The sequence below is a fragment of the Arthrobacter sp. JUb119 genome, from assembly GCF_024807995.1.
Lineage (GTDB): Bacteria > Actinomycetota > Actinomycetes > Actinomycetales > Micrococcaceae > Glutamicibacter.
Window position 1 is genome coordinate 832,163 of sequence record NZ_JANUFE010000001.1, and the last position, 16,448, is coordinate 848,610.

At 61.4% G+C, this 16,448-nt stretch carries 15 protein-coding genes; 10 read left to right on the plus strand and 5 right to left on the minus strand.

The features are described 5' to 3' along the window. Window positions 1-98: 98 nt before the first annotated feature. On the minus strand, window positions 99-359 hold the full coding sequence (gene rpsT, locus M2368_RS03965) for a 30S ribosomal protein S20 (protein WP_105658324.1): 261 nt from the start codon (window positions 357-359) through the stop codon (window positions 99-101). 170 nt (window positions 360-529) lie between these two features. Further along, complete coding sequence (locus M2368_RS03970; protein ID WP_105658325.1) at window positions 530-1,099, minus strand: type II toxin-antitoxin system PemK/MazF family toxin; 570 nt, start codon at window positions 1,097-1,099, stop codon at window positions 530-532. 112 nt (window positions 1,100-1,211) lie between these two features. Here M2368_RS03970 and lepA point away from each other — a divergent pair, with 112 nt between their 5' ends. Both lepA and hemW read left to right on the plus strand, forming a co-directional pair. Then, window positions 1,212-3,059, plus strand: a complete 1,848-nt coding sequence (gene lepA / locus M2368_RS03975) for a translation elongation factor 4 (protein WP_105658326.1) — start codon at window positions 1,212-1,214, stop codon at window positions 3,057-3,059. Continuing rightward, on the plus strand, window positions 3,060-4,289 hold the full coding sequence (gene hemW, locus M2368_RS03980) for a radical SAM family heme chaperone HemW (RefSeq protein WP_498724031.1): 1,230 nt from the start codon (window positions 3,060-3,062) through the stop codon (window positions 4,287-4,289). Window positions 4,290-4,305: 16 nt separating this feature from the next. Here the strand turns inward: hemW and M2368_RS03985 are convergent, their stop codons facing one another. Both M2368_RS03985 and M2368_RS03990 read right to left on the minus strand, forming a co-directional pair. Beyond that, entirely contained in the window at window positions 4,306-4,707 is a 402-nt protein-coding gene (locus M2368_RS03985; protein ID WP_105658328.1) for a DUF4870 domain-containing protein, read from the minus strand. Between the two features lie 90 nt (window positions 4,708-4,797). Then, window positions 4,798-5,667, minus strand: a complete 870-nt coding sequence (locus tag M2368_RS03990; protein WP_498724032.1) for a DUF3097 domain-containing protein — start codon at window positions 5,665-5,667, stop codon at window positions 4,798-4,800. Window positions 5,668-5,794: 127 nt separating this feature from the next. On the opposite strand from M2368_RS03990, the gene hrcA reads away from it, so the two are divergent. The 3 genes from hrcA to M2368_RS04005 all read left to right on the plus strand — a co-directional run bounded on the left by hrcA (window position 5,795) and on the right by M2368_RS04005 (window position 8,774). Next, the gene (gene hrcA / locus M2368_RS03995; protein ID WP_105658330.1) at window positions 5,795-6,808 is read left to right on the plus strand and encodes a heat-inducible transcriptional repressor HrcA; all 1,014 of its coding nucleotides are present in this window, start codon (window positions 5,795-5,797) and stop codon (window positions 6,806-6,808) included. Between the two features lie 65 nt (window positions 6,809-6,873). Next, on the plus strand, window positions 6,874-7,998 hold the full coding sequence (gene dnaJ, locus M2368_RS04000) for a molecular chaperone DnaJ (RefSeq protein WP_498724033.1): 1,125 nt from the start codon (window positions 6,874-6,876) through the stop codon (window positions 7,996-7,998). A gap of 2 nt (window positions 7,999-8,000) precedes the next feature. After that, entirely contained in the window at window positions 8,001-8,774 is a 774-nt protein-coding gene (locus M2368_RS04005) for a 16S rRNA (uracil(1498)-N(3))-methyltransferase (protein ID WP_332731228.1), read from the plus strand. Between the two features lie 330 nt (window positions 8,775-9,104). Here the strand turns inward: M2368_RS04005 and M2368_RS04010 are convergent, their stop codons facing one another. Beyond that, entirely contained in the window at window positions 9,105-10,016 is a 912-nt protein-coding gene (locus M2368_RS04010; RefSeq protein ID WP_332728102.1) for a GerMN domain-containing protein, read from the minus strand. Between the two features lie 309 nt (window positions 10,017-10,325). Between M2368_RS04010 and M2368_RS04015 the strand changes: the two genes are divergently transcribed. The 5 genes from M2368_RS04015 (at window position 10,326) to leuA (ending at window position 16,287) form a co-directional block, all read left to right on the plus strand. Then, window positions 10,326-11,354: a PhoH family protein gene (locus M2368_RS04015; RefSeq protein ID WP_332486201.1), complete on the plus strand. Its 1,029-nt coding sequence runs from the start codon at window positions 10,326-10,328 to the stop codon at window positions 11,352-11,354. Further along, window positions 11,351-11,824: an rRNA maturation RNase YbeY gene (ybeY, locus tag M2368_RS04020; RefSeq protein WP_105658335.1), complete on the plus strand. Its 474-nt coding sequence runs from the start codon at window positions 11,351-11,353 to the stop codon at window positions 11,822-11,824. The genes M2368_RS04015 and ybeY overlap by 4 nt, the downstream gene beginning before the upstream one ends. Before the next feature lie 4 nt (window positions 11,825-11,828). Then, complete coding sequence (locus M2368_RS04025; protein WP_105658336.1) at window positions 11,829-13,115, plus strand: hemolysin family protein; 1,287 nt, start codon at window positions 11,829-11,831, stop codon at window positions 13,113-13,115. Beyond that, the gene (gene era, locus M2368_RS04030) at window positions 13,108-14,070 is read left to right on the plus strand and encodes a GTPase Era (RefSeq protein ID WP_105658337.1); all 963 of its coding nucleotides are present in this window, start codon (window positions 13,108-13,110) and stop codon (window positions 14,068-14,070) included. The genes M2368_RS04025 and era overlap by 8 nt, the downstream gene beginning before the upstream one ends. Window positions 14,071-14,547: 477 nt before the next feature. Next, window positions 14,548-16,287, plus strand: a complete 1,740-nt coding sequence (gene leuA, locus M2368_RS04035; protein WP_105661283.1) for a 2-isopropylmalate synthase — start codon at window positions 14,548-14,550, stop codon at window positions 16,285-16,287. The last annotated feature ends 161 nt before the right edge of the window (window positions 16,288-16,448 follow it).

Consider the following 16,448-nt stretch of genomic DNA (forward strand, 5'->3'; position numbering starts at 1 on the left):
AGCGCGTGCCTGCCTGGAAGCTTCGATGAGCAGTTCCGGGCAAAACAAAACCCCCGCACTCGATGAGTGCGGGGGAGTTGATGAAGTCTAAGCTCGGCTTAGAGGGCGTTAACCTTCTTGGCGATAGCCGACTTGCGGTTAGCAGCGTTGTTCTTGTGCAGAACACCCTTGCTTACAGCCTTGTCGATCTTCTTGCCAGCCAGGCGCAGTGCCTCGGTTGCCTTTTCCTTGTCACCGGAGACTACTGCCTCGTTGACGTTACGGATCACGGTCTTGACCTCGGAACGGACAGCTACGTTACGCAGACGTGCCTTCTCGTTGGTCAGGATACGCTTCTTCTGGGACTTGATGTTAGCCACTTTAATAAACTCTCTCGTTTATCGTTTTATACGGTCGGTAGAGGGTTCATCCTTCAGGCCATCGACTGAGCGGTGTGGGGCACCTATGGCGACCCGAAGGGGGCGTGTTGCCCAACCTGCGCAACACACAAAGATTAACTTTATCAGATAGGGAGCCTGACAACGAGTGCTTATGCGCGTTCGTTTAGGGCGTTCACCACATTTGAGAAGCGTTCGCGATCCAGGATGGCGCCTTCGCGGCGGACGGCTTGCTCGCCGACTCGGATAATGCGATCGAGCTTGACCTCGCTCGGACGCCGCTCGCGGTCCCAGTCCCCGGTACCGATGTCCATGTAGTTGCGGTCGCGGTGATCCGAGTTGTTCTTGTCCTTGCTGGTGAGCATCAACCCCAGCAGCCAGCCACTATCACGGCCGACGATCAGCACCGGGCGATCCTTGCCCTGCGAATAATCCTCTTCATAGGGAACCCAAGTCCAGACAATTTCTCCCGGATCGGCGTTGCCGTCCTTCGCCGGGTTGTACTCGTAGTGAATCTTGCCACGGTAATCACCCGGGTAGCCAGCACCCGCTGGAGAATCCTGCATGGAGTTGGCACGAGAGCGGCTTCCGGCAGTGCTCGGGGACCCGCTGGCCCCGCGGTTGCTGGCCGGGCGCTTGCTTGCCGAATTTGCGCGGACCTTGCTGATTTCCTTCAGCGCGCGCATGACGATGCTAAATATCTTCTCTGGATTCAGTGCCATGGACGACAAACTATCAGTTTCAGGCTGTCGAAATATGAGAAGACGCGGAAATCATGACAGAATGGAAGCTAATCCAACTATGTCTTTTAGTCAGCTAGTGAGGTCTGTTTAGGTGTCTCCATTGGCCCGCACCGCTCCGGTGCCTGCCGCGACCGATCCGTCGCTCATCCGTAACTTCTGCATCATTGCCCATATCGACCACGGTAAGTCGACCCTGGCCGACCGGATGTTGCAACTGACCGGCGTTGTCGCTGCCCGCGACATGAAGGCACAGTACCTCGACCGCATGGACATCGAGCGCGAACGCGGCATCACCATCAAGTCCCAGGCTGTGCGCATGCCGTGGGGAGCCGAAGATGGCACCCCCTATGCACTGAACATGATCGATACCCCCGGGCACGTCGACTTCACCTACGAAGTCTCGCGTTCGCTGGCCGCCTGCGAAGGCGCGATCCTGCTAGTTGACGCCGCCCAGGGCATCGAGGCGCAGACCCTGGCCAACCTCTATTTGGCTATCGAGGGCGATCTGACGATCATCCCTGTGCTCAATAAGATCGACCTGCCCAACGCGCAGCCGGAAAAGTACGCTGCCGAGCTGGCCAACCTGATCGGTTGCGAGCCAGAAGACGTGCTGAAGGTTTCGGGCAAGACCGGTGAAGGTGTTGAAGCACTGCTCGATGAGGTCATCAAGCAGCTCCCGCCGCCTGTCGGCGATGCCAAGGCTCCGGCTCGCGCAATGATCTTCGACTCCGTATACGACACCTACCGTGGCGTGGTGACCTACGTTCGAGTTGTCGATGGCAATCTGTCTCCTCGCGAGAAGATCCAGATGATGTCCACCGGCACCACCCACGAACTGCTGGAAATCGGCGTATCCTCGCCGAACCCCGAGCCCACCAAGGGCCTGGGCGTTGGCGAAGTGGGCTACCTGATCACCGGTGTCAAGGACGTGCGCCAGTCCAAGGTCGGCGATACCGTCACCAACTTCCACAAGCCGGCCACCGAGTCCCTGGGCGGGTACGAAGAGGCCAAGCCAATGGTCTTCTCCGGCCTGTACCCGATGGACGGCACCGACTACCCGGTACTGCGTGATGCGCTGGATAAGCTGCAGCTCAACGATGCTGCGCTGACCTACGAACCGGAAACCTCCGTGGCCCTGGGCTTCGGCTTCCGCGTGGGCTTCCTGGGCCTGCTGCACCTGGAAATCACCCGCCAGCGACTGGAATCCGAATTCAATCTGGACCTGATTTCCACGGCGCCGAACGTGGTGTACGAGGTCATGGGCGAAGACAAGCAGATGATTACGGTCACCAACCCCTCGGAATTCCCGGATGGCAAGATCCTGGAAGTCCACGAGCCAATGGTTGCCGCCACCATCCTGGCGCCCAGCGAATTCATCGGCTCGGTCATGGAACTGTGCCAGACCCGCCGCGGCACCATGCGCGGCATGGACTACCTCTCCGAGGACCGTGTCGAAATGCGCTACCACCTTCCGCTGGCTGAGATCGTGTTCGACTTCTTCGACCACCTCAAGTCCAAGACCCGCGGCTATGCTTCGCTGGACTGGAAGGCCGACGGCGAGCAGGTTGCAGATCTGGTCAAGGTCGACATCCTGCTCCAGGGCGAGCAAGTGGATGCCTTCAGCGCCATTACGCACCGCGACAAGGCCTACAACTACGGGACCATGATGACCTCGAAGCTGCGTGAGCTGATTCCTCGCCAGCAGTTCGAAGTTCCAATCCAGGCCGCGATCGGTTCGCGCATCATTGCCCGCGAGAACATCCGCGCAATCCGCAAGGACGTTCTTGCCAAGTGCTACGGCGGCGATATCAGCCGCAAGCGCAAGCTGCTGGAAAAGCAGAAGGAAGGCAAGAAGCGCATGAAGATGGTCGGCCGCGTGGAGGTTCCGCAGGAAGCCTTCATTGCCGCACTGTCCACCGACGAGCCGAAAAAGAAGTAAATGCCTTCAGTACTGCCTGACGGCGATCCGGCTCCGGCCGATGGTCTGCTCCCTGCCTCATGCGCGCATGAGGCACAGGGGCGGACCATGTCCTTTTATGTGCATATTCCGTTCTGCACCGTCCGTTGCGGCTACTGCGATTTCAACACGTACACCGCCACGGAGCTGGGCTCCGGTTCCAGCCAAGCAACCTACGCTGCCACCGTCAGCAAGGAAATCAGCTTCGCCCGCGAGGTGATGGACCGTTCGGGCCAACCGCACCGCGAAATTGAAACTGTCTTCTTCGGCGGCGGAACTCCCACGCTGCTGCCCGCCGGAGACCTGGTCTCGGTGCTCGGCCGGATCCGCGACGACTTCGGCCTGAAGCCGGGTGCGGAAATCACCACGGAGGCCAACCCGGATTCGGTGACCCGCGAAAGCCTGCAGGAGCTGGCCGACGGCGGGTTCACCCGCGTGTCCTTCGGCATGCAGTCCGCGGTGCCCCACGTGCTCAAGGTGCTTGAGCGCACCCATGATCCGAAGCGCGTTCCGCAAGCCGTTGCGTGGGCGCGCGAGGCCGGCCTGGATGTCAGTGTCGATCTGATTTATGGCACTCCGGGGGAGAGCCTGGCAGACTGGCGCACCAGCATCGAAGCCGCGTTGAGCTACGAACCTGATCACATTTCGGCGTATGCGCTGATCATCGAGGAAGGCACCAAGCTGGCGGCCCAGATTCGCCGTGGCGAGGTACCGAACATCGATGATGACGACCATGCCGAAAAGTACCAGTTGGCCGACGACATGTTTGCCGCGGCCGGTTTCTCCTGGTACGAGGTCAGCAACTGGGCGAAGACCCCGGCGAATGCCTGCCAGCACAACATCGCTTACTGGCAGGGCGGCGACTGGTGGGGCGCAGGCCCCGGCGCGCATTCCCATGTTGGCGGGCTGCGCTGGTGGAATGTGAAGCATCCAGCCGCGTATCAGCAACGGATCGATGCTGGAATCTCCCCGGGCCACGGCCGCGAATACCCGGATGCCGAGGCCGTGCAGCTTGAGCGCACGATGCTGTTGACCCGGCTGGGTTCGGGCATGACGATTAGCGAGCTCGATGAAACCGGACGCAAGAAAGTCGCCGGCTTGATCGCCGACGAGCTGATTGATGCCAAGGCCGCGTTCGCCGGCACATTGATGTTAACGCAGCGAGGCCGGCTCCTGGCCGACCTCGTGGTGCGTGAACTGCTCGATTTCTAAGACTGGGAAACCGCTGCTACTTCATCAGCCGCAGATTGAATTGGTAGCGGTAAGGGCGTCCCTTGTTGGCCTGGATGGCAGCAAGGGCGCCCGAGACCGTCATGAAGACCCAGAGGGCCACGGCGAGTACTGCGAAAAGCCAGCCGATCACCGGCAAGACCATGAGCACATTGAATACGATGGCGAGAATGGTCAGCGGGAACGTGAAATTGAACGCTTCCTTCGATTCCTGTGCAGTGAACGGGCCACGGTCCCGGAATACGGCAAAGACGATTGCCGAAGGAACGCAACCCAAGATGGCACCGAAGTGGGCCATCATTGCCCACTGGCGATCTTCTGAAGGAGTCAGCGGCAGCGCAGAGGTCCTGGAACCTTCGAAGCGGGAATTCTCCGATGGCTTCGTCTGGCGTGATGTCACTATTTTTCCTTGTCTTGCTAAGTGTGGTTCCTCTTATCATAGCGACCGCGGCTGGGCGCACGGGGAGATTCGCAGACTAATCTCCAACTATTAGTCAATCGTTAGGAAACCGTAATCTTCGGTCGTGAGAAAATCGATCAATTCTTCAATCCGGCCCAAGAGCTGCGGTTCAAGCTGCCCGTAATGCTGCACCGTGGACAAGAGCCGCTGCCATCCGATGCCGATGTCTTCCGCGGTGGAGTGCGGCCAGCCAAAGGCCCGGAGCACACCGGTTTTCCAATCGGTGCCCTTGGGGATCACCGGCCAAGCCTTGATGCCCAGTGTCGCAGGCTTGATCGCCTGCCATACATCCACGTACGGGTGGCCGAGGATCAGCACGTTTTGCGCTGCACCGGGGACCTTCATCGCCTCGGCAACGATGCGCGATTCCTTGCTTCCGGCAACCAGGTGGTCAACCAGGATTCCCAGGCGGCGCTGCGCGGAGGGGGCGAAGTCGCGGATAGCCCCGGCAAGATCGTCCACGCCATGCAGCGGTTCAACGACGATGCCTTCAACACGCAGGTCGTGGCCCCAAACTTTTTCAACCAGCTCAGCGTCGTGCTGGCCTTCTACCCAGATGCGGCTTGCCCTGGCCTCCCGGGCCTTCAGTCCGGCAACGGCACGCGAACCCGAAGCCGAGACCAGCTTATGGGGCGGTGCGGCCTTGGCAACGGGATCAATGATCTCCACCGCTTCGCCTTCGAGGAAGAACCCGAAGCCCGCCTGGAAGGAGCGGGTCTTGCCGTGGCGGTCCTCGAGCACGATCACGCGCATGCCACCGGATTTCTCGGTACGGATGACTTCTCCTACCCATCCTGAGGTGGCATCTTCCAGAATCATGCCACGTTCAACAGGGACCTGGCGGAGTTTTTTCGGTGCCGGTGCACTCAGATCCCGTGGTCCCCAGGAGTAATTAGTCACGTACTGCCTTTCGCTGTGATCGAATACGCTCGAAATCCAATGCTAGCAACTGCTGAACGTATTAGACTTGGCACTTGACAGGTTAGAGTGCCAAAGCCGGGCACAGGGAATCCAAGGAGGTGCTGTTGTGACAGAGCCGCGACGCCTAGACGTTCTGCGTGCCATCGTGGAGGACTACGTCCAATCCCGTGAGCCAGTGGGTTCCAAAGCGCTCCTTGACCGGCACAACCTCGGTGTCAGCGCCGCGACGATCCGCAATGACATGGCTATGCTGGAAGAAGAGGGGCTCATAGTCGCTCCGCATACTTCCTCCGGACGGATCCCCACCGAAAAGGGATACCGCCGCTTCGTCGATGAGATCGGCGAGCTCAAGCCGCTGTCGCGGGCTGAACGCGACGCCATCAACAAGATCCTGGACAGCTCCACGGACCTGGACGAGATGCTCAAAAGCACCGTTCGCCTCCTGGCGCGGTTGACCAACCAGGTAGCAATGATCCAGGTGCCGCACTACGACACCGCTTCGTTGAAGAACCTCGATCTGGTCGGACTGGGCTCGGCCCAGGTGCTGATGGTGATGATCGCTTCCAATGGCACGGTGGATCAGCGCATGATGCCGGTCCAGCGTTCCTACAGCGATGATGAGCTGGATGACTTGAAGCTGTGGCTGCTCAACAATTTCGGGGGAGTGAAGCTTGCCGAACTTGCCGGCCGGCTCACCCGCATCGAGCGCAGTTCGACGCAGCAGGCCGACCCCCTGGTGGACCAGGTGATCGGTGCGCTGGAAGAAATGGCCCAGGCGGCCAACGCGCAACGCATCATCATGGCAGGCACCGCGAACCTCGCCCGCGTGGAAGGGGACTTCCCGCTGAGCATAACCCCGGTGCTCGAGGCGCTCGAGGAGCAGGTAGTGCTGCTCAAGCTCTTCTCCGAGCTGGAAGCCGATTCGCGCGGCGTGGCCGTGGCCATCGGCACCGAGCACCACTACGGGCAGCTGTCGGAAGCCGCCGTGGTCGCCACCACCTACGGCACCGATGTGCGCAACAAGCTCGGGGTCCTGGGCCCCACCCGGATGAACTATCCAACCTCCATGGCCTCGGTTCGTGCGGTGGCACGGTACCTGTCGAAGATTTTGGCTAACTAGCCTCGCTGGGCACCGCCCGGCACTACCGAATTTCAAGATTCTCAGGAAAGGACACGGCGAATAACGTGAGCTCGCATTACGAGACCCTAGGCGTCGCCAAGGACGCGACCCCGCAGGAAATCAAGAGTGCCTACCGCAAGTTGGCGCGTAAGCTGCACCCGGATGTAAACCCTAGCGATGACGCTGCAGAACAGTTCAAGCTGGTCACCCGAGCCTACGAAGTCCTTTCCGACCAGACCAAGCGCTCCAACTACGACGCCACCGGCGATGAGAACGGCAACGGCCACCCGGGCTTCGGCGGTGGCGGCCAGGGCTTTGGCGGCTTCGGCGACATCTTCGAGCAGTTCTTCGGTGGCGGCCAGGCCCAGGGCCCGGCATCACGCACCCAGCCGGGCCGCGACGCGCTGATCACCATCACCATCGACCTGGAAGACGCGGTCAAGGGCACGGTCTACCCGCTGGAGATGGAAACCGCTGTCAGCTGCAAGACGTGCAACGGTTCGTGCACGCGCGAAGGCACCAGCCCGGTCACCTGCGACATCTGCCATGGCGCAGGCCAGGTGCAGCGTCCAGTGCGTTCATTCCTGGGCCAGATGATGACCGTGGAAACCTGTGCGGCCTGCCGCGGTTTCGGCACCACCATCCCGGACCCCTGCCTGGAGTGCAACGGCGAAGGCCGGGTGCGCGAGCATGTGTCCAAGTCGCTGAACGTTCCTGCAGGTGTCGACTCCGGCACCCGCATCCAGCTGCGCGGACAGGGCGAAGCCGGCCCGGGCGGCGGGCCTAACGGCAACCTGTTCGTCGAGATCGACGTGCGCCGCCATAAGGTCTTCGAGCGCGCCGGCACCGACCTGCACGCCAAGATGAGCCTGCCAATGACCGCCGCCGCACTGGGTTGCGAGCTGAAGCTGGAAACCTTCGACGGCGGCCAGTCCATCAATGTGGAGCCAGGCGCCCAGGATGGCGACACCGTCACCCTGCCGGGCCTCGGTGTGCCGCGCCTGCGCGGAGGCAAGCGCGGGGACATCATCGTGCACCTGCAGGTGGAGACGCCGACCAAGCTCGACGCTGCCCAGCGCGATCTGCTCAAGCAACTGGCCAAGCTGCGTGGCGAAGAACTCTCGGCCGGCCGTGTGGAGCACAGCGGCGGCATGTTCTCCCGCCTGCGCGACAAGCTGAACCAGCGCTAGGCATGAGCAACCACAGCTTCGTCATCGACGCCCAGCAGGGCCGGGACGCAACGGTCGGGGACATTCTTGAACTGGATGGCTCCGAAGCGCACCACGCGGTCACCGTTAAACGGGTCTCCGCGGGCGAGCACCTGGACCTGCTGGATGGCAAGGGGCTGCGCCTGACTGTGGAGGTCATCGGCACCGCCAAGGACCTGCTGAGCGTGAAGGTCCTGCGCCGTGCCGAGGAAGCGGTCAGCGATCACCCGGTCACCCTGGTCCAGGCGCTGTCCAAGGGGGATCGCGACCTGCAAGCTGTCGAGTCCGGCGTGGAACTGGGCGTGCTGTCGGTACGCCCCTGGCAGGCTGACCGCTCGATCGTGCGCTGGAACGCGGCCAAGGTCGACAAGGCCATGGCCAAGTGGCGCGCCCAGGTGCGCTCGGCGCAGAAGCAGTCGCGCCGCGCCTATGAGCCGGAGGTGCTGGACCCGCTGGGTTCCAAGGAACTGGCCAAGGCCATCGCGGCCGATACCGCGAATGGCGCACTGGTTCTGGTTCTGCACGAGCAGGCCGCGGAATCGGTGGCCCGGCGTGTGCAGTCGTGGCTCGCCGATGCGCGGACCGGCCAGGAGATCATCATGATCGTCGGGCCAGAAGGAGGCATCTCCGAAACGGAGCTGCAGTCCTTCGTCGATGCCGGCGCCCAACCAGCCCTGCTGGGCCAGCATGTGCTGCGTGCCTCGACCGCGGGCCCCGCGGCCCTGGTCTTGATCCGCCATTTGATCGGCGAAATCTAGGTTCCAGAATTCCGGTTAGCAGGTGAATTGCTCCGCAGATCCCGGCAGGCATGTGCCTGCCGGGATCGGCGGAGCAATTTCGTCTCCGGCCGGCGCAACGGGTTCGAGCCGAGAAAAGGCCTCGGGACGGGGAACGCGAAGTCGCTGCGGGCCGGATACGCGAATCCGGCAGCCGATCGGATCACGACGCTGTCCAAGGCAACGGCACTGGAAATCCTGCCAGCAGGCCAAGAATGCTCAGCCGCCACCAGTTCAGGAGCTGGCCCGGACAACGGGCGCCCAGGTTCATGTCCAGGGCTTCCGGCGGGGGCTGCAGCGCTGGATGCTGCGTTACTCGACGCGGAAGTCGCTGGTGACCTTGCCGACCAGATGGTCCGATTCGGTCTCAACGCCCCAGAAAGTCAGGCGGTATGAGCCGGCACGCAGATCGGTGGTCAGGGTGAATGAACCGTCGGCATTGATCTGCCCGGGGTTGACCTGCTTCTGAGCGGTCATCACCGTGAGCTTGCCGTCGGCGTCCTTGCGCTGCAAGGAGTAGAAGGTGCCGATGTCGAACTGGGTGGTTCGGCCGTTAATCTTGATCGAGCCATCCGCCAAGGTCTTGTTGAACTGCGGATCGATGATCCAGATCGGTGCAATGAACGCCGCATCGCGCTCGTAGACATCCTTGAGCCGGAAACCGTCGAAGACTGTGGCATTTGCCTGGCCGTCAACCAGGATGCGGACCGTTGCGGGAAGCTCGCCCACGACCAGTCCAGCGCTGGCGGCAGCTGCCGTAGCGGTGAAGACCAATTGCTGGATGGCGCGCTCCGACAGGCCCTGGTCGAGATTGGCGCTGAAGACCTTGGCCGGCAGATCCAAGGTGATGACATTCGCATTATTGATTGAAACCCCGATTTCATCGGTGGGCTTCAAATGGGTATAGCGTTTCGGCTTCATCGGGTCGGCTGAGAGCAGCGTCCAGATCGCATCGCCGATGGGTTCCTGATGGCGGGTGTCCTCGATGTACTCGCGGTACAGGAACACGCCGGTATCGGTGTTTTCCAGCCAGTAGATGGGCAGGCTAGCCGCGATGCCGACATCCTCGCCAGCGTCGGTGGCGTTCGGCAGGTTCAGCGATTCAGCCACGGCGGTCGATGGCATCTCATAGGAGCTCTCGCGATTCGTCAGACCGCATCCTGCGGCGACGACGAGAGCGGCAGTGATTCCCAAAACGCCGAATCGGCGTGGAATCTTCCGCAAGATCCTTGATTGCACTGCGTACCAATCCGTGGTGATTTTAGCTGTTGTGGCTCCTGGCCGTATTGGAACCGCTCTCAAGCTTGCCATATCAGAAGCGGCTAACTGCAGAAAAATGGCCCAACTTACTAATCCGTAACCAAATCTATATGTTCGCCACTTGCCCCGATTAGCATCATTCAAGACTACTTTCAGGTTCTACTGCTTACGCTGAGACCTGAATTTTCTCCGGATTGGCCTGCGACTCGATAGAATGGCAAGCAGGACAAATCACGATTACCACCAAGCTCGCAAAGGGGCGCCGCGCACTGCATGCAGGTTGAACAGAATAAGGCGACAGCGGAGAACGGATCCGCATCGCTCACCATCAGTTTCGATACAGCTGAGCTCATGATTGCCACCCTCGGTCCCAATGACGAGCTCTTGCGTATTCTCTCCGGCGCCTACCCGCAGGTGAGCTTCCGCCCCAACGGCCAATCCCTGGCTCTGGTAGGTGAACCGCAGCAAGTCCGCAAGGCCCAGCGCGTCACCGAAGAAGCCCGTTCGCTGGCCACTCGCGGCTCGCGCATGAGCGCCGAAACGATCGAGCAGATCATCAAGATGCTCAGCGCCGGCAATCCGGATGCACCCACCGACGTCCTGGGCCTGAAGATCCTCTCGGGGCGCGGACGTTCCATCCGCCCCAAGACCGTGAACCAGAAGAGCTATGTCGACGCCATAGAGGATTCGACAATTACTTTCGGCATTGGCCCAGCCGGTACCGGCAAGACCTTCCTGGCCATGGCCATGGCCGTCGCCGCCTTGCAGGACAAGCAGGTCAACCGCATCATCCTGACCCGGCCTGCCGTTGAGGCAGGGGAGAAGCTGGGCTTCCTGCCGGGCTCGTTGACCGAGAAGATCGACCCGTACCTGCGCCCGCTCTACGATGCCTTGCACGACATGATCAATCCGGAAACCATTCCGCAATTGCTCGAAGCCGGAACCATTGAGGTCGCTCCGCTGGCCTATATGCGTGGACGCACCCTCAATGACGCCTTCGTGATCCTGGATGAAGCGCAGAACACCACCAGTGAACAGATGAAGATGTTCCTGACCCGCCTGGGATTCGGTTCCAAGATGGTAGTGACGGGGGATGTCACCCAGGTGGATCTGCCCAACAATGCGACCTCCGGGTTGCGCATGGCCAGCGATGTCCTTGACGGCATCGACGACATCAGCATCTGCCGACTCGACTCTTCGGATGTGGTTCGCCACCGTCTGATTGCCGACATCGTTACTGCTTACGACCGTTGGGATGACACCCGACGCAAAGACCACAACCGGGGACGCCGCAGCAAATGAGCATTGAAGTAAATAACGAAACCGAATACGACGTCGATCTCAAGGATGTCAACGCCTTGGCAGAATCGGTGATGCGGGCAATGTTCCTGCATCCGGAAACCGAAGTATCGATCGTTTTCATCGACGAGGATGCCATGAGCGCCCTGCACGTCGAGTGGATGGACCTCGAAGGCCCCACCGATGTGATGAGCTTCCCGATGGATGAGCTGCGCCCAGGAACTGCCGGTGCGCCGGGGGAGAGCGGCATCCTTGGCGACATCGTCATCTGCCCTGCCGTCGCCGAAGCGCAGGCCAAGGCCGGGGGCCACAGCACCCACGATGAAATCCTGTTGCTGACCACCCACGGCCTGCTGCACCTCATGGGTTTCGACCACATGGAGCCAGCAGAAAAGGAAGAGATGTTTGCGCTGCAGCGCCAGCTGCTAGAGAGCTACACCGGCCGCCCCGCGCCAAAGGAAACGGTGGAATAACCCCGTGGAAATAATTTTGCTGATTCTCGCCCTTGTTTTCATGGCCTTCTCGGCCGTGCTGACTGCCGCAGACTCAGCCTTCTACGCATTATCCCGGCACGCTGCTGAACGCCTGCGCGCCGAGTCCAATTCCAAATCGCTGTCCGCAATTCTGGATGAAACAGAAACCCACGCCCAGGCAGTGAAGTTCTGGCGGATCTGGTTCGAGACCGCTTCCGCTGTCGCTGTAGCCCTGCTCGTTTCGCAGTGGATCGAGAATGTGTGGCTGATCGGCATGATCTCCACTATTGCGATGGCCGCCTTGGGATTCGTCCTGGTCAGCGTGTCGCCACGTCGCTACGGGCGTTCCAACGCCCAGAACGTCGTGCAGTCCACCGCCACCCTGGTCCGCTTCCTGCGCCTGGTGCTCGGACCCATCACCACGTGGTTGGCATCCATCGCCAAGGCGCTGAGCCCCGGCGGCGTGGATGGCGACGGCTACCTGGGCAAGGAACGACTGCGTGATCTGGTGGATCGCGCCTCCGAAGGCGAGGACCTGGATGAGGAATCGGCCGAACTGATTTCCTCGGTGATCGACTTGGAGGAGACCAGCGTTCGTTCGGTGATGGTGCCGCGCACCGACATGGTGGTGCTGGATGCGGATCATTCCTTCCACAGCGCCATGGACCTGTTCATCGCCTCGGGCTTCTCCCGCATCCCGCTGATCGGCGAGGACACCGATGATATCCAGGGCATCATCTACCTCAAGGACCTGATCCGCGAGATCCACGGTCTGCAGCAGGCCCGGACCCTGGCCGAATTGGCGCGAAAGGTCCGCTTTGTTCCCGAATCGAAGTCGGCAGCAGAGCTGATGCAGGAACTGCAGCAGGAATCCATCCACCTGGCCATCGTCATCGACGAGTACGGCGGCACCGCGGGCCTGGTGACCCTGGAAGACCTGCTTGAGGAAATCGTTGGCGAAATCGATGACGAGTATGATCGTTCGAGGGCCGAATTGATCCAGAACCCTGACGGGTCGATTTTCGCCGTGGCGGCGGCATCCATTGACGATATTGCCGACCACTTCGACATGCACATCGAGGAAGAGGACGTCGACACCGTCGGCGGCCTGCTCTCCAAGGCCTTGGAATCGGTGCCGGTACTCGGTTCCACCGCTGAAGTGCACGGCCTGCGCCTGACCGTGGTAGCCCTCGCGGGCCGCCGCAACCGTATCGGCAAAATCCATGTAGAGCGTCTGGAAACAGATGCATCCGACCATATTGAGAACGACGAGGATTCCTCACATGAGTGAAAACCACAACCTGCTTGCATCCAGCGGATGGCCTGAGGGCTTCCGCTCCGGCTTCACCTCTTTCGTAGGCCGCCCGAATGCCGGCAAGTCCACCCTGACCAATGCGCTGGTGGGCCAGAAGGTGGCCATCACCTCGGCCAAGCCGCAGACTACCCGCCACACCATCCGCGGTATCGTGCACCGCGAGGATGCGCAGTTGATCCTGGTCGATACCCCGGGCCTGCACCGTCCGCGCACCTTGCTCGGCCAGCGCCTGAATGACCTGGTCGCCGACACCCTCTCCGAGGTGGACGCGATCGGCTTCTGCATCCCGGCCAATGAGAAGATCGGCCCGGGCGACCGCTACATCGCCACGCAGCTGGCTCAGCTGCAGCGCAAGCCGATCATCGCCCTGGTCACCAAGGCTGACCTGGTGGACCGCGAACAGCTCGCGCAGCAGCTGGTTGCGGTGGCCGAGATGGGCACCCAGAACTTCGGCGAGAACGGCTTCGCCGCAATCGTTCCGGTCTCGGCTGTCAAGGAATTCCAGGTCGAAGAGGTGGCCAACGTGCTGGCAGAGCACCTGCCAGTGGGCCCGCCGCTGTACCCGGACGGCGAGCTGACCGACGAGCCGGAAGCCAAGATGGTTTCCGAGCTGATTCGCGAAGCCGCCCTTGAAGGCGTGCGCGACGAACTGCCGCACTCGCTGGCCGTCGTCGTCGAAGAGATGGTTCCCCGCGAAGGACGCAGCGAAAGCAATCCGCTGATCGACATCCACGTCTCGCTCTTCGTTGAGCGCTCCAGCCAGAAGGCCATCATCATTGGCCGTGGCGGTTCGCGCCTGCGCGAGGTCGGCACCAACGCCCGCCAGGGCATCGAGAAGCTGCTGGGCACCAAGGTCTACCTGGACCTGCATGTGAAGGTTGCCAAGGATTGGCAGCGCGACCCGAAGCAGCTTGGACGCCTCGGCTTCTAGGCTGCGCACTTCAGCGCTGGAAAATGCGCTGTTCGTCCCTCAAGACCAGACCGGTTTTGGGGGACGAGCTGGTTAACCGGCTGCTTGGCCCGCACTCTGGATCTCCCGGGCCAGCCTTTCCGCGGGAGAAGCACCGGTACGCAGCCCATGGATTCCAGCGCCGATGCTGATCGCCTCCATCCATGGACCTCCCTGGTGCTTAGCTCCATGAGCCCCATTGTTCGCCTGCTTGGGCATCCTGTCCGCCGCCTTGCGCAAGGCGAACGTCCACTATGTGACACGCAAGTGACATAAGTTTCACTTGCCTACAAAGAGCGGTGCTATGCTCATTTCGTGCATTTCGAGCTTCTACTACTACTTAGCCGCTGCGAGGATCCAAAGGACCGCTAGTGGTCTACAGGCCGACCCCTCGTCGCGGAGTAGCTCTTGTCTGGCCCCACAAACTAAGCACTAATTTTGTCTAGGGGACCCACAGAAATGCAGAACATGCAGAAATCTTCGAACATGCCAATCCACAAGTATGTTCCATTCCAGGATCAGATCGAGGTCAATCTGCCCGATCGCACGTGGCCCGACAAGTACATCACCAAGGCCCCGCGCTGGTGCGCGGTCGACCTGCGAGATGGCAACCAGGCGCTGATCGATCCGATGAGCCCGGAGCGCAAGCACAAGATGTTCGACCTGCTGGTCGAAATGGGCTTCAAGGAAATCGAGGTCGGCTTCCCGTCGGCTTCGCAGACCGACTTCGACTTTGTCCGCCAGCTGATCGAGCGCGGCATTCCCGATGACGTGACCATCCAGGTGCTCACCCAGTCCCGCGAGCACCTGATCGAGCGCACCTACGAAGCGCTGGAGGGCGCCAAACAGGCCATCGTCCACCTGTACAACTCCACCTCGATCCTGCAGCGCGAAGTCGTCTTCCGCCAGGACGAAGACGGCATCGTGGACATCGCCGTCCAGGGCGCCCGGTTGTGCAAGAAGTACGAAGAGCAGCTGACCGGCACCAAGATCACCTACGAGTACTCGCCAGAGTCCTACACCGGGACCGAGCTGGCCTTCGCCAAGCGCATTTCCGAGGCCGTAGCCGAGGTGCTGGAAGCGACCCCGGAAAACAAGATGATCCTGAACCTGCCGGCCACGGTGGAAATGGCTACCCCGAACGTGTACGCCGACTCCATCGAGTGGATGCACCGCAACCTGGCCAACCGCGACTCGATCATCCTCTCGCTGCACCCGCACAACGACCGCGGCACCGGAGTGGCCGCGGCAGAACTGGGCTACCTGGCCGGCGCCGACCGCATCGAAGGCTGCCTGTTCGGCAACGGCGAACGCACCGGCAACGTCGACCTGGTGACCTTGGGCATGAACATGTTCGGCCAGGGCATCGACCCGCAGATCGATTTCTCGGACATGGACCACATCCGCCGCACCGTCGAGTACTGCAACCAGCTGCCAGTGGCTGAACGCAGCCCGTACGGCGGAGATCTGGTCTTCACCGCCTTCTCCGGTTCGCACCAGGACGCGATCAAGAAGGGCCTGGAAGCGATGGAAGCCAAGGCTTCGGCTGAAGGCAAGGACATCAACGACCTGGTCTGGGCTGTTCCGTACCTGCCGATCGACCCGAAGGACATCGGCCGTTCCTACGAGGCCGTGATCCGCGTGAACTCGCAGTCCGGCAAGGGCGGGGTTGCTTACCTGCTGAAGAACGACTACAACTTGGACCTGCCGCGCCGCGCGCAGATCGAGTTCTCCGGCGTCATCCAGCGCAAGACCGATACCGAGGGCGGCGAGATCTCCTCGCAGCGCATCTGGGACGTTTTCCAGGATGAGTACCTGCCGGTCAGCGAAGATTCGGGCATGAGTCCCTGGGGCTACTACCAGATTGCTTCGGCGACCGCGGCTTCGGCGGAGGACGGAAGCTTCCGCCTGGATACCAAGCTGATCATCGACGGCGTGGCCCATGAGCGCAGCGCCCAGGGCAACGGTCCGGTCTCCGCGCTGGTCAAGCTGCTCAACGATGATGGCGTGGATCTGCGCGTGCTGGACTACTCCGAGCACGCCATGAGCGAAGGCGGCAACGCCCGCGCAGCCGCATTCGTCGAATGCGCCGTGGGCGATCGCATCCTGTGGGGCATTGGCCTGGACACCAATACCAACATTGCAGCACTGAAGGCCGTAGTTTCGGCCGTCAACCGCGCGATCCGCGACAGCAAGTAGGTCTGCGGCACCACCTTGTTGCCAGCTCAACGCCACGGCCAGCCTCACCACGCTGGCCGTGGCGTTTTGCCTTCCATATACTGCCAGGGCGGCTGGCAAGCAAGCGCCGACGAGGAAAGGGAAGAGCTTTGCCCCGTTTCATGGATGAAATCCGCGCGGTC